At 33.7% G+C, this 14,756-nt stretch carries 14 protein-coding genes; 6 read left to right on the top strand and 8 right to left on the bottom strand.

Annotated elements, in window-relative coordinates; all coding sequences use genetic code 11:
* Positions 1–69: 69 nt before the first annotated feature.
* Entirely contained in the window at positions 70–894 is an 825-nt protein-coding gene (locus AC1QSP_RS02185) for an enoyl-ACP reductase FabI (protein WP_322970049.1), read from the bottom strand.
* A 229-nt stretch (positions 895–1,123) separates the two neighbouring features.
* On the opposite strand from AC1QSP_RS02185, the gene AC1QSP_RS02180 reads away from it, so the two are divergent.
* From AC1QSP_RS02180 to AC1QSP_RS02165, 4 genes are all read left to right on the top strand, one after another.
* Positions 1,124–1,660, top strand: coding sequence for a class I SAM-dependent methyltransferase (locus tag AC1QSP_RS02180; protein ID WP_484079580.1), 537 nt, complete (start codon positions 1,124–1,126; stop codon positions 1,658–1,660).
* Positions 1,617–2,504: a glycosyltransferase family 2 protein gene (locus tag AC1QSP_RS02175; protein ID WP_484079579.1), complete on the top strand. Its 888-nt coding sequence runs from the start codon at positions 1,617–1,619 to the stop codon at positions 2,502–2,504. The genes AC1QSP_RS02180 and AC1QSP_RS02175 overlap by 44 nt, the downstream gene beginning before the upstream one ends.
* 12 nt (positions 2,505–2,516) lie before the next feature.
* Positions 2,517–3,290, top strand: coding sequence for a hypothetical protein (locus AC1QSP_RS02170; RefSeq protein WP_484079578.1), 774 nt, complete (start codon positions 2,517–2,519; stop codon positions 3,288–3,290).
* Positions 3,291–3,389: 99 nt separating this feature from the next.
* Positions 3,390–4,274, top strand: coding sequence for a hypothetical protein (locus AC1QSP_RS02165; protein ID WP_484079577.1), 885 nt, complete (start codon positions 3,390–3,392; stop codon positions 4,272–4,274).
* Positions 4,275–4,324: 50 nt separating this feature from the next.
* Here AC1QSP_RS02165 and AC1QSP_RS02160 read toward each other — a convergent pair whose 3' ends face one another.
* The 6 genes from AC1QSP_RS02160 to AC1QSP_RS02135 all read right to left on the bottom strand — a co-directional run bounded on the left by AC1QSP_RS02160 (position 4,325) and on the right by AC1QSP_RS02135 (position 9,389).
* Positions 4,325–5,515, bottom strand: a complete 1,191-nt coding sequence (locus AC1QSP_RS02160) for an aspartate aminotransferase family protein (protein WP_484079576.1) — start codon at positions 5,513–5,515, stop codon at positions 4,325–4,327.
* Positions 5,515–6,063, bottom strand: a complete 549-nt coding sequence (locus tag AC1QSP_RS02155) for a hypothetical protein (protein WP_484079575.1) — start codon at positions 6,061–6,063, stop codon at positions 5,515–5,517. Before AC1QSP_RS02155 ends, AC1QSP_RS02160 begins: the two co-directional genes overlap by 1 nt.
* 35 nt (positions 6,064–6,098) lie before the next feature.
* The gene (locus AC1QSP_RS02150) at positions 6,099–7,742 is read right to left on the bottom strand and encodes an OstA-like protein (protein WP_484079574.1); all 1,644 of its coding nucleotides are present in this window, start codon (positions 7,740–7,742) and stop codon (positions 6,099–6,101) included.
* A gap of 8 nt (positions 7,743–7,750) precedes the next feature.
* Complete coding sequence (locus AC1QSP_RS02145) at positions 7,751–8,200, bottom strand: Fur family transcriptional regulator (protein WP_322970057.1); 450 nt, start codon at positions 8,198–8,200, stop codon at positions 7,751–7,753.
* A 155-nt stretch (positions 8,201–8,355) separates the two neighbouring features.
* Positions 8,356–8,799, bottom strand: a complete 444-nt coding sequence (locus AC1QSP_RS02140; protein WP_484079573.1) for a hypothetical protein — start codon at positions 8,797–8,799, stop codon at positions 8,356–8,358.
* Positions 8,800–8,915: 116 nt separating this feature from the next.
* Positions 8,916–9,389: a hypothetical protein gene (locus tag AC1QSP_RS02135; RefSeq protein ID WP_484079572.1), complete on the bottom strand. Its 474-nt coding sequence runs from the start codon at positions 9,387–9,389 to the stop codon at positions 8,916–8,918.
* Between the two features lie 113 nt (positions 9,390–9,502).
* On the opposite strand from AC1QSP_RS02135, the gene AC1QSP_RS02130 reads away from it, so the two are divergent.
* Together AC1QSP_RS02130 and AC1QSP_RS02125 are read left to right on the top strand one after the other, a co-directional pair.
* Positions 9,503–11,854: an ATP-dependent helicase gene (locus AC1QSP_RS02130; protein ID WP_484079571.1), complete on the top strand. Its 2,352-nt coding sequence runs from the start codon at positions 9,503–9,505 to the stop codon at positions 11,852–11,854.
* A gap of 138 nt (positions 11,855–11,992) precedes the next feature.
* On the top strand, positions 11,993–13,447 hold the full coding sequence (locus AC1QSP_RS02125) for an alanine/glycine:cation symporter family protein (RefSeq protein ID WP_484079570.1): 1,455 nt from the start codon (positions 11,993–11,995) through the stop codon (positions 13,445–13,447).
* A 69-nt stretch (positions 13,448–13,516) separates the two neighbouring features.
* Here the strand turns inward: AC1QSP_RS02125 and AC1QSP_RS02120 are convergent, their stop codons facing one another.
* Positions 13,517–14,746, bottom strand: a complete 1,230-nt coding sequence (locus AC1QSP_RS02120; protein ID WP_484079569.1) for a hypothetical protein — start codon at positions 14,744–14,746, stop codon at positions 13,517–13,519.
* Between the last annotated feature and the right edge of the window lie 10 nt (positions 14,747–14,756).

Here is a 14,756-nt window from a genome sequence, read left to right as displayed (position 1 = left end):
TAAAAAAAAAGGCACAAAAAAAGCCGGACACGTCCGGCTAATTTTTTGTTGTATTTGATGAAAAAGATCTTAATCTTCTTTGTTATTTGCTTCCATGGCTTCAATCACTTCTTGTGATACACCCGTGTTACTGTATCCACCATCGTGGAATAAGTTTTGTAATGTTACTTTAGCTGTTAAATCTGAGAACATGGCTACTATATAATTTGCACAATCTAAAGCCGTTGCATTCCCTAGTGGAGACATTTTATCGGCAAATCCCATAAATCCAGAGAATCCTTTTACTCCATTACCAGCTGTTGTAGGCGTTGGCGATTGAGAAATTGTGTTTACACGTACTCCTCTTTCTTTCCCCCAGAAATAACCAAAACTACGAGCGATAGACTCTAAATATGCTTTGTTATCTGCCATATCATTATAATCAGGGAATGTACGTTGAGCAGCGATATAAGTTAAGGCTAAGATTGATCCCCCTTCGTTCATTGCATCTTTATCCCAAGCTGTTTTCATTACGCGGTGAAAAGAAACAGATGAAATATCCCATCCTTTTGTTAACCAATCGTAATTTAAATCTGTATAGTGTTTACCTTTTCTTACGTTCACACTCATTCCGATTGAATGTAAAATAAAGTCGATTTTACCGAATTTAGCGATTGCAGCATCAAATAATTTTTCTAAATCTTCCATTGATGTTGCATCAGCACCAATTACTTCAGAACCTGTTTTTTCAGCTAAAGCATTTAATTCACCCATTCGTAATGCAACTGGTGCATTTGTTAAAATGAATTCTGCTCCTTCTTCGTGACATCTTTCAGCCGCTTTCCATGCGATTGAATTTTGATCTAATGCACCGAAAATGATTCCTTTTTTTCCTTTAAGTAATCCGTATGACATAGTATTTTTTTTTGCATTTCAAATGTAAGAGAAATATTCAAAGTAACCTTATCCTTTTGTAAGAGTCGTTATTCATGCATAATAAATTTCCCTCATTCTTTTCTATATCAAGAAGATAAATTTTATGAAAAGATTACATTTATTCAATCAAGACAAAAAAATAATTTAAAAATCTAATTAAAACTTTCGAATAATCCCTTATTTTTATTTCAAATAACCACAATATACTATGTATAAAATCTATCCTGAGAAAAGATACAACGAAACTTTAGCGCTATTAAAGCGTTTTGCACAACCAACCGATAAAATTTTGGATTTAGGCATCCGTAATCCATTTTCAGAAGTTATGGAAGAACATCATTTTCAAATTATGAATACTTCAGGAGAAGATTTAGACTATCATTTTCATCAATTAAAAAATATTGATGCTACCTTTGTCACCGCATTAGAGATATTAGAGCATTTAGTTAATCCCATGGAAGTTTTACGAAATTTGCCAGGTGATAAATTATTAGCTACCGTACCTATGCGTTTATGGTTTTCTTCCGCTTACAAAAGCAAAACTGATCCGAGGGACGTGCATTATCACGAATTTGAAGATTGGCAATTTGATATGTTATTGGAGAAAGCGGGTTGGAAAATTATTCATCGTCACAAATGGACTCATGGAAGCAACAAAATAGGCTTCAGACCATTATTAAGAAAGATTACACCAAGATATTATGCCGTTTACGCCGAACGAAACAACGAATACGAATTTAAATAAATATAGCATTGTAATTCCTGCTCATAATGAGGAAGAATTTATACGCATTACGTTAGATAGCCTTGTACAACAAACGCTTATTCCCCATGAAGTTATCATTGTAAATGATAATTCAACTGATGGAACGCCAGCCATTATTCAAGAATATGTAGAACGCTATCCTTGGATGAAACGATTGGATCGTATCTCAAAAGGTGAGCATCAACCGGGAAGTAAAGTCATCAATGCTTTTTTAGCGGGTTATGAAATTGCTCAAAAAGATTTTGATATTATAGTTAAACTTGATGCTGATTTAGATATTCCCTCTCATTATTTTGAAACAATCATCAACCATTTTCATCAAGATTCACGCATTGGTATGGTGGGTGGATTTGCCTATATTGAAAAAAATGGGCAATGGATATTGGAAAATCTTACCGATAAAGATCATATCCGTGGAGCATTTAAAGCTTATCGTAAAGAAACGTATGATCAAATTGAAGGATTACGTCCACACATGGGATGGGATACTGTAGATGAATTGCTTTGTCGTTTCTACGGTTGGAAAATTGTTACTGATGAATCTTTACACATCAAACATCTCAAACCTACAGGAGCGGTGTATTCGAAAAGTGCGCTTTATAAACAAGGGACAGCATATTATGCATTAGGGTATGGATTTTGGATTACATGTATAGCCGGTACTAAATTGGCTTTACGAAAAAAGAAATTATCTTATATTATCTATTATATCCAAGGATATTTACAAGCTTGGAAAAATGCTCAACCTAAAATGGTGAATAAGGAACAAGAACGATTTATTCGTCGCTTCCGTTGGGCCAAAATGAAACAAAAATTATTTTAAAGCCACATCCATATGAAACATCTACTTTCGATATTTTTACTGTTATGTTCTGTTTTGATTTTTGGACAAGCCAAAATCATTACAGGTTCCGTTATGATCGATAATGTAGATGATTTGCCGCGTAGTGGTATCCGAATTGATAATTTACGTTCGTATGCCAAAACGTTTACTAATGCAGAAGGAAATTATTCCATTCCAGTGATCGTAGGTGATACACTAGAATTTACGGCGGGCTATGTCGTACCCAGACGCATCGTGATTTCTGAAAATTTATATCAAAAAGCCGTTTTACAAGTTCATTTGGATGTTGAAACAGTCGAATTATCAGAAGCAGTGATCGGTAAATTGGATAAAGATTTTCAGAAAAACTTACGATATCGTCGTGACTTAAAAGGTGATATCTACAATTCCATTGGATTGGATCAACGATTACGTGATTTAGAACCAAAAAAAGATATTTCTAAATTTAAAGCCACAGATATTCTAAGTCCTGTTCGTCTGATTGGACATGTCAATGGGTATTATAAAAAACAACGTCGCATTCAACAATTTGAACGTAATCAAAATATTCTCAATGAAATTATAAATTTCTTTCCCGATGAATATTTTATCGATACTTTAAAACTTCCGGAATATAAAGTTCAAGAATTTTTGATGTATGCAGATAAAAAAATTGATCTAAAATCTCGTGTAATGAACCGACAATTCGAATTGATTGGTTTGGAATTAGAGCCTATTGCTGATATGTATTTGAAAGAATTAAATAAAGGGAATTCCAATTCATAAGCTCTAATGCTACGTGATTTGCCAAAAAAACGTTAACATTTATAAACTCTCTTGGCTTTAACTTATATTCGTATTGTAAAATCAATGACAATACGTCGAATGACTAACCAATTACATTCTATTTTATCACTACTTGTCCTATTTTTTGGTCTCATCACTTCTGAAACTTATGCACAGATTAAATGGGTACAAGGAAATATTATCATCGATCATACCGATGAAAAAGCAGAAGGTGTTTTTATCACCAATAAAAGGACCAATTACACCACGAAATCAAATTTCACAGGAGTCTTTTTTATTCAAGCCAAGGTAAACGATACCTTACAAATTCGTTCAGAATGGTATGAAAATAAGAACTTAATTTTAAGGCCTCATCTGTTTAATAAAGACGAAATTGTAATCCATTTAGGCATTCAAACCGTCAATTTAAGCGAAGCATTAATTTCAAAAAAACTTACAGGAATATTGGAAAAAGATGTTGTGTTGGGTAAAAAAGAAGATGATGTTACTCGTTTGTATCGATTACTCAATGTGAATCCTGATATTAATCCGATTAAAGATACTTCAGCTTTAAAAGCTGGATTGTTCAATGGTGATATCTCGTTGACACGTATGGATGTAGGACGAATTTATGATGCATTTTCTGGAGGATTACGCAAACGAAAAGCTGTGTTTGATTTCGAATCACAGAGTTATCAAATCAAACAAATTCGTGCTTATTTTGGGGATAAATATTTTAAATTAGAACTAAATATTCCATCGTTTAAAATAGATGAATTTATCATTACAGCTTTAACGAATACCAATAATATCCATCAATTAAAGGATCCGAACTATTTTTACTTACAGAACATCTTAAAAGATTATAGCACAAAATATATGGAAGATCTATTTAAAGATCGAATGACAAAAAAATACATTGAGGAAATTGATGAAAGTCAACTTTATATTGGAGTCCCGTTGGATTCTATTCCGAGTGATTAATAAATAAAAAAACGGACTTCAAATGAAGTCCGTTTTTTTTATCTATCTATTTATTCCTCTAAATCGTCTAAAACGTTTTTAAGAATTGTACAACCTTTAATAATATCTTCATCGGAAATATTAATTGGTGGTGTGATTCGCAAATTCTCGATGCTGTACATCAGAAAGAACAAAATCAAACCACGGTTCATACATTCTGCTTGAACGCGTAATGCATAATCGGCAGAGGAAAGCTCAGGTGCTAACATTAAGCCACGTCCATAAATCTTTTTAATCTTTGGGTGTTGTAGATGTTCACGAAATAATGCTTCCTTACGATCGATATCTTGCATTAAATTAGTTTCTTCCAATTCTTCCAACAACGCTAAAGCTGCTGCTGCGATTACTGGATTACCTCCAAACGTCGTAATATGTCCTAAATGTGGATTGGCTTTTAGCGTTTCCATCACTTCATTAGAGGCCATAAAAGCTCCTACTGGTAAACCACTTGCCATTCCTTTCCCCATGGCTAAAATATCTGGCGTAACCCCGTAGTGCTCAAATGCAAATAATTTTCCTGTACGACCAAAACCTGGTTGAATTTCATCAAAAATTAATTTAGCTCCTACTTCTTCGCAACGCGCTTTTAATTTTTTTAGGTAATCATTTTCTGGCACTCGAAATCCAGAAGCACCACGAATGGTTTCAACGATAACTCCCGCAGTTTTTGTCGTTATACGCTGTAGATCTTCTTCTTTATTAAATTCAATGAAGTAAACTTCTGGTAATAAAGGTCGAAATGCCGCTTTCTTACGTTCATCCCCTGAAACACTTAATGATCCATGCGTATTCCCATGGTAGGCATTACGGAATGAAATAATTTCTTGACGTCCAGTTGAACGTTTGGCTAATTTTAAAGAAGCTTCAATGGCTTCTGTACCTGAATTCACCAAGTAAACTTGATCTAAACCTTCAGGCGTCATTTCGACTAGTTTACGGCACAATTCCACCGGTTTTTCTTGTGCATATTCACCATAAACAGCGACATGCATGTATTTATTCACCTGATCGATAATTGCCTGATTGATTCTTGGATGGCTATGCCCCAAGGTATTGACAGAAACTCCTGCTACAAAATCTAAATACGCCTTTCCATCTTTACCATAGATGTATGATCCTTTGGCATAATCTACTTCAAATCCTGAGGCAAAATTAGTGGTTTGGGCTTGGTATTTAAAAAATCCTTCTTTTAATGTTTCCATTATTTTAATAATAAGAACAGTCCTACTCCAGCAGTAGCATACGCTGCTACCGTTAAAGCATCTGATCTACCTTTTGAAAATTGTCTTACTTTTAAATTTTGAATATCTTTTTCGTGAAATTTCAATTCTTTTTTGGGTTGACCCTTTACATGAGAAATTAATGTATCCCCTTGCCATTTCACAGCTTCTATGGTATGTGTTTTATCAAAAACATCGATTTGGTAATACCCTTTCTCTTTGATAATCGATTGAGGTTTTACAACAATTTCTTCCTCAGATTTCATCGCTTTGTTTTCTTCCGATGGACCCGATAAATTGGAATTTTTTGATTTTTCTTCGATGACTTTCGAGCGAACATCCACGCGAGATGGCATTGTTGATTCATCTGAATTGGGATTATTTTTGGCTTGTCTTACTGAAATTGCTCTATTTTTCGCATTATCCGATGATTCGACAGGTGCAGAATCCAATGAAGGATCATACGTTTTGTATGTATAGCAACTTGCAAAAAGCGTAGCTGTTAATAGTAGTAAGGTATATTTTCTCATGTTTAGTATAGTGCTAATAATCTCAAATATAGAAATTATTCAGATTGGGTAATAAAGATATCGCGCCATTGTTTTAAACGTTCAGCATAACGCCATTTAAAATCAGGCAAATATCTTAACTCCTCTGGAAATTTTGATTCGGGATAAGTTTTTCCTGAAGCTTTCACTCTGCATGCCACCAATTCCATTTCTCGTGTTACCACATCGGCTTCAATAATTCCACAATAAGTTATATCAATTCCGTAACGTTCATTAACTTTCGTTTTTGGATCTTCGTCATCCATATAACTTAACGCTACTGCATTTCCGACGACACGAAGGAAATCAATTTCATCATTGTAAAAGATTGCGGTCATGTCTTTCCCTTTAATTTGATTGAATTCGTTGTCTTTTAACGAATCAACTTTAGCGATTGCAAAAGCATTATCTAAAACGTTAATCGAATCAATTTTGTCCGTTTTAGGATTGGTATAAACTTTAATAAATCGACCAGAAATTTGATTTTCTCCTGAAAACATGATTGGATCACGGAAAAATTCCATTTCACCTTTGGTACGATTATACACCAACGAATCAGCTTTTCCATTTAAGTTTGATTTATAAAAACGAGCATTGCGATATGCTCGAACTAAGGTTGTAGAATCCTTATCTTTACGGCGCACGGCCATTAAGGTATCAGCGTGAATATACAACGAGTCTTTTTCAAAGGCTTTTACTGCATAAGCATTTTTGGTAACGTATGCAGAGTCTTTATCGCGAAATGCTTCTGCGAAGTCTCCTCGAATAAACATGCGTTGTTCAGGATCATCTAAGAAAACATCTTTTTCTGCTTTCCCATAGCCTGTTTTCTCGTTGAAATAAATATCTTTTGCAGTTAATTTTTTTCCTTTATAAAAAACTTCAGAATGATCTCTCAACCAAGCTTCCCCTTTCTTTTGATTAAAATCACCATTCTTCGTGATGATGTATTGCGAGGGATCTTTTCGAGAAGTAATTTTCGAGTAATCTCTAAATGTAGTTAATCCCGTTTTATCATTGGTCGTCATTTTTCGCGAATAGATCAAATAATCTTTCGATGTAATATAGACTTCTGAATTAAAGATTGCTCCGTTGTCTTTTACATTGTAAATAACATCTTTTCCTTCGACTATTGTACCATCGGCATCAATGGTTTTATAATTCCCTGGAACAGTTACTGTTTCAGTTAATTGATTATAAAATATTTCATTGGTATCGACGTTTGATTTGGGACTACGAACAACTACATTTCCTAAGGCATGAGCAATTTGTGTCGTACGATTATATTCCATAAAATCGGCATCCACAGAAGAAGTTTGATCCACAAATTTCACATTATCCCATGCTTTCGCGATTGTTGTATTCGCATCATATTCCATTTTTTTAGCCGTAATGGTTTTATCTTTGCTCACTAATCGAACATTAGACCATACCACAGCTTTATTTTGGTTTTGATAGAATACTGCACTATCACAATAAATCAAATCCCCGTTATATTCAAACAATACATTCCCATTAATTAGGGGATTTCCGTCATATTTACCACGTATCAATTGCGCTAAATCATTGGACTTTAAGTTTAATCTCGGTTTTTGAGGTTTGACTTGAGCCCACGACAAAACAGACCATAATAGAAGTAAAATTGAAATTCGATATTGCATCTACAATTTTATTTGTTTCGTTTACCGTAGAAATAAAGCGAATGATTTTCAATTTTAATATCAAAAATCTCTTCTATCGTTTGTTTGATGGATTGAATTCGAGGATCACAAAATTCTAATACTTCTCCACTATCCGTTAAGATGATATGATCGTGATTTTTATCAAAATATGATTTTTCATAATGTGCTTGTTGATCCCCAAACTGATGTTTACGAACCAATTTAGCATCCATTAATAATTCGATTGTATTATATAGAGTAGCACGAGACACACGATATTTCTTATTTTTCATTTTGATGTATAACATATCAATATCAAAATGATCATCTGTAAAATAAATTTCTTCAAGAATAGCATAACGCTCAGGTGTTTTACGATGTCCATTATCCTCTAAGAACTTAGTAAATACCTGCTTTACTGTTTCGTAATTACTTAATTTTACTGATTCTTCTGTCATAAAAAAAATTTGGGTAAATATAGGAATTAAAACGGAATTACGAGATAGGTATTTATCACGTTTTCTCAATGTTTCTTCTATCCAAGAATAATTAAAACTTATATCGGAAAACAAAAAAAGCTAATCAAATTTGATTAGCTTTTTCATTCTATTTATTAAGGTCTTTTCGTGTATACCCAACCAGATAATCCACTTTCCATATCTTTCATCGATCCATCCGATTGAAGTTGAAAATCATGTGTCGTATCCATTCCACCAATTGTTTTAATGATGAATTTGTAACGTGTTGATGTATTTACTTCTTCTACAACAGACATGGTGTTCATCCCACCTGCATTCGCTAAATTAATAAATGCATTATAGTCTTGCGATCCGTTCGAAATTTTTATGATAAAATTATCAGCTTTGAATTCATATGAATATTCATTTCCTTCATCAAATTCATCTCCCCATTTTCCTTGAATCCATGTTGGTGGGTTAAAATGCTTTTGGTCGCTAATTGAGAATTCTTCTGCGTCGTCAGAGCTACAAGATGTAACGCCTGTAAATGTTGCTGTAAGTGCTGCAGCAAACATTAATCTTAAAATTGTTTTTTTCATATTGAGTGTTATCGGCGCGAATATAAAAAAACATTCTATTAAAACAACAACATAAATGCAATAAATTAAAATGTTTATTAAATATTTATTTCATTATGAATATGAAGCTTTTAAGATTATGGTACTCGCTCAAATGCACTTACTACATTCGGCGCTCCTTCTACCGTAATATAGGTTTGGATCATATTATTGTTATCCACTTTTTTAAAATGGTAATGTACATTAGAACCCACTTCAGACATTAATTTAAATTCATAAATTGAATCAGAGATAACAATTTCTTCTACGGAAAGCGCTTGATTTGGAATATCTAAACTTTCAAGAATTAAAGCGTTATAACTTTTGATCATTGAATCATTTAATTTCTCTCTAAAGTCGTTACGAAGGAAATCATAAAAATAATCATATCGTGTCAAATCATCTTTCCATTTCCCTTGAATCCAAGTCGGTGGATTAAAGTAATGTTGTCCTACACTAGGGTTTTCAACCCCTACCTCATCGTATAATAAATCATCTGCGTAAGTTGAGCAAGAGCTAAAAGTACCTGCTAGTAGGAAAACAAAACTTAATTTGTAAAGTATATTTCTCATAATTAGTGTATTATCAAATACTAATTTAAACGGATTTTTCTAAATACCCTTACGTTTTAAAAAAAATGTGGTTCATTCGCTAATTCATCTTGAAACTACTAAATTTGCATACGATGGAAAATTATTTAGAATTATTAAATGAACCGCAACGTAAGGCGGTAGAAGCGACAGAAGGTCCAGTAATGGTTATTGCTGGTGCAGGTTCTGGTAAAACGCGTGTATTAACATACCGTATTGCACATTTACTAAATAAAGGGGTAGATTCTTTTAACATCTTATCCTTAACGTTTACCAATAAAGCCGCACGAGAAATGAAAGATCGTGTAGCAAGTGTGGTTGGAGCATCTGAAGCTAAAAATCTTTGGATGGGAACGTTTCACTCTGTATTCGCTCGTTTATTACGTGTGGAAGCTCCTTTATTAGGTTATCCATCAGATTTTACCATTTATGATCAACAAGATGCTGTTTCGGTGATGACCAAAATTATCAACGAGATGAATCTTGATAAAGACATCTATAAGCCCAAACAAGTATTAGGGCGTATCTCTCAATACAAAAACAATTTAATTACAGTACGGGCTTATCATAACAACCAAGCATTGATTGAAGCTGATTCAGAAGCGATGAAACCTCGTATGGGGGACATTTATCGTGCGTATGTGGATCGATGCTTTAAATCGGGTGCCATGGATTTTGATGATCTTTTGTTACGTACCAATGAGATTTTAACCCGTTTCCCTGAGGTTTTATCCAAATACCAAGATCGTTTCAAATATATTATGGTGGATGAGTATCAGGATACCAATCATTCACAATACCTAATCGTTAAAGCTTTGGCTTCTCGTTACGAAAACATTTGTGTGGTGGGTGATGATGCGCAATCCATTTATGCTTTCCGTGGAGCTAATATTCGTAATATCTTATCGTTTAAACAAGATTATCCCGACGCTCAATTATATCCATTAGAACAGAATTATCGTTCATCCAATACGATTGTACAAGCAGCTAATAATATCATTGCTCATAACCAAGATCAATTGGAAAAAAATGTATGGACGTCGAACGAAGAAGGTGAAAAAATTGCCGTATATCGTGCATTATCTGATGCCGATGAAGCACGTTACATAGCCTCACAAATTTGGGAACGCCAAATCAGTGAGCATTTACAAGCGAAAGATTTTGCCATTTTATATCGCACCAATGCACAATCACGTGCGTTAGAAGAAGCTTTACGCAAACGTGGTATTAGTTACCGTGTGTTTGGAGGCACATCTTTCTACCAACGCAAAGAGATTAAAGACATGGTTGCTTACATGCGACTTTTGATTAATCAAAATGATGAAGAAGCTTTATTACGTGTCATTAATTATCCTGCCCGTGGAATCGGACAAACTACGTTATCTAAATTATTGGTCGCTGCCGATCAACAGAATTTAACCTTATTTTCATTGGTTGAAAATATTCAGATGTATGCCCCAAGTATTGGAATCAATGCCGGAACATCGAATAAGTTAAATGATTTTGCCTTACTGATAAAACGTTTCCAAGTGATGCTTAAAACACATGATGTGTATGAAGTAACAATGGAAATGGCAAAAGCTACCAACTTATTAAATACGTTAAAAGAAGATTCGACACCGGAAGGAATTTCAAGATTAGAAAATGTTCAAGAGTTATTGAACTCGATTCAAGGGTATGTAGAAGAGCAACAACAATTAGAAGATGGAGATGCTTCGTTAGGCGGTTTCTTAGAAAACATTGCCTTAGCAACAGATGCTGACAATGAAGACGAAGACGATAACAAAGTAAATTTAATGACAGTGCATTTGGCCAAAGGTCTTGAATTTCCTGTTGTATTTATCGCTGGTTTAGAAGAAAATCTTTTTCCTTCAATGATGGCCGTTAATACACGTGCCGAGTTAGAAGAAGAACGTCGTTTATTTTATGTAGCATTAACACGTGCAGAAAAAGTTGCTTATTTAACCTATTCTGTATCCCGTTTCCGTTGGGGAAAAATTATTGATTGTGAACCTTCACGTTTCTTGGAAGAAATTGAAGATACCTATTTGGATTGGAAAAATCTACATATTCCAAATCAACGCAATGCAAATAATAGTGGACTATCTGCTGATTTATTTGGAGATGATTTCTCTACTCCTGCTCGATTTAAGGATCAACCGCGTGAAAGAAGTTCAGCACGTTCAAATCCTAATGTGAGACGAACAGCAGCAGTTCCTCCAAAGGCTAATTTTAAACCTGTAGATCAAACTAAATCCTCAGCAGCTAATACAGCCAATCATTTAGGATTACAAATTGGTCAAAGTGTATTGCATGATCGTTTTGGTCGTGGTACTGTAAAAGATTTACAGGGTGATCCATCAGATATGAAAGCGATTATCCATTTTGATACGGCAGGAGAAAAGAAACTTCTTTTAAATTTTGCCAAATTAAAGATTATTTCATAAAAATAAACCATCATTTATATCTCAAGGCATACAAAATATTGTATGCTTTTTTTTCATTTGTTAAAAAAAAATCAAGTGAATTAGTGAAATTTAGATATTTTTTAATGATTTTAGCATCACAAATTACAAAACAAACACATGGACACGATTATTCAATCGATTAACAATTACGTCTGGTCTTCAGCATTAATAGGATTATGCGCTTTAACAGGTATCTATTTTTCTGTTCGACTGGGATTTCTTCAGTTTACAAATCTTAAGGAAATGGTAAGGTTACTCTTTTCTGGTCAAAAAACAGATAAAGGAATTACCCCTTTCCAAGCCTTCTCTTTAGCAATATCAGGTCGTGTAGGTACGGGAAATATTGTAGGAGTTGCTACGGCAATTGCAATGGGTGGACCTGGAGCAATTTTTTGGATGTGGTTTATTGCCTTAATCGGCTCAGCATCAGCATTTGTGGAAGCTACTTTAGGTCAAGTTTACAAACAAGAAATTAATGGTGAATACCGAGGAGGTCCAGCTTATTATATTGAAAAAGGGTTAGGAATAAAATGGTATGCCGTTTTATTTGCTATAGTGACCATCATCAGTACAGGTATTTTATTACCAGGTGTACAAAGTAACAGTATTGCATCTTCCATGAACAATGCTTTTCAAATATCAACGCAAGAATTCGGTGGAATCCCCGTGAACTATATGGGCATCATTTTAATTGCTTTATTAGCCATTATCATTTTTGGTGGAGTAAAACGTTTAGGAAAAGCATCTGAATTTATTGTTCCATTTATGGCAGGAGCGTATATTTTAATGGCTTTAGTAATTATTGGTATGAATATTTCCCAAATCCCATCGGTACTAAAATTAATTTTTTCATGTGCATTTAATATGGAATCCTTATACAGTGGTGTTTTTGGTATGGCAATCGCTTGGGGTATAAAACGTGGTATTTATTCGAATGAGGCAGGACAAGGTACGGCACCTCATGCAGCAGCAGCAGCTGAAGTTTCGCATCCCGCTCAACAAGGATTAGTTCAAGCTTTTTCAGTATATATTGATACATTATTTGTTTGTACAGCCACTGCTTTTATGATTTTATTTACGGGGCAATACAATGTACAAGATGAAGCAGGTCAGTTTGTCGTACAAAACGTTGCAGGTATTGATTATACTGGATTTACACAAGCAGCAGTCGCGCATCATTTTCCTGCATTTGGAAATGGATTCGTTGCTTTTGCTTTGTTTTTCTTTGCTTTTACAACCATCATGGCGTACTACTACTATGCAGAAACCAACATTACATACATTTTTAAAAATGGAAACACAAAAGTGGTGATTTGGATTCTACGCATTGGCTTTTTAATTGCCACTTATTTTGGTACTGTGAAATCAGCGGAAACAGCATGGGCCATTGGAGATATTGGTGTTGGATTAATGGCATGGGTAAATATTATCGCCATCATACTTTTAGGTGGAGTTGCCATTAAAGTATGGAAAGATTATGCCCATAAAAAGAAACAAGGCATTCTAAACCCTACATTCGACGCAGAAGAAGCAGGAATTAAAAATGCTGACTTCTGGACAAAGAAAAAATAAATCATTCAATCGAATCATAAAAAAAAGGGATTTCTTTGATACGAAATCCCTTTTTGTATGTCTTTTTTATTACAAAAATTTAATGTAATTAATTTTATTAATACTGTTATTCAATTGATTGACTTTAATAGCTTCATCCAATTGTTTAAGATAATCATCACTAATGGCATTTAACTTATTGATAACCTCTTGGTGAATTTGATCCGCTGTTTTATTGTTTTTGGCTTCAATAATAGCGTCAGCTTTAGCGTCATTCACCACTTTCGTTAGGTTACTCACATAACTTTTATTAAAACTAGTGTAAAAATCATAAGTATTTTTAAAACGATGAGCATAATCCTCTAAATCATCCAAATTATTATTGATGGATAAAATACTAGGTTCAGATTGTAATAATTTATCGTAGTTATTTTTATGTTTTGATTTTAGTGAACTAATGTATTGATTGACATATTCAGAAGTTAAATCATTCAGCAAATAATTCAAATAGGCATCAATCGATTCTGTTTTTTCGTTTCGCTCTCTGACTTGTAACCCAAATTGTTGACGAATTAACATCAAATCTTTAACCATATCCAATTGAATTTCTTCCAAGCTTTTGACATATTGTTCGTTATTGGTATTCAATTGTTGGTTTTGTACATTCATATCATTAAAGTACTTCAAATATTTGCTTAACTCTTTTTCGAATTTTTGAATACTTTCTAATTCACTCGACTTACTGTTCGTTGTTTCATTTGTATATAAAATATTCAAAACCGAACTTGTAATAGTCGAAGCTTGGGATGCAATCGGAACCAATTGCACCAATGGACTTGAAGTAATTGATTGAATAATCTGAGCAAATTTTGGTGTTTTTTTCTTATCGTTAAAATTATTTTTATAAGAACTAAGGATTTTTTCTTCAAAAGAAAACCCCAACGGATTATTCGATATTCCACTCAAAGAATTGGTATAACTAACGTAGGTAGCAGTTTTAGAAACAGTTTTCAACATTTGAATTTTATCATTCAATTGACGATAACTTTCCATTCCATAAGTTAGATTATTGGTAATCGTATTCCATTTTGTATTCGTTGTATAATTATTATTACTTTGTATGGAATTGATCAAATCTTCGTGCAATTTAATCGTCTGTTGCAACGACTCTTTATCATTTTTCAGTTGATTAATTTCATTACGATATTGTTCTAATAATTTCATCAATTGTGCATCAGTATTCAACGGTTGTGTTTCAAGATCTTGTGCTTGCACCGCATAGACACCGATCACCGATAATAATAAAAATACTTTTCTCATAGTAGGAATA

Source organism: Faecalibacter sp. (assembly GCF_057177045.1).
The sequence above is the reverse complement of the archived record's forward strand: the minus strand, read 5'-3'. Positions and strand labels throughout refer to the sequence as shown.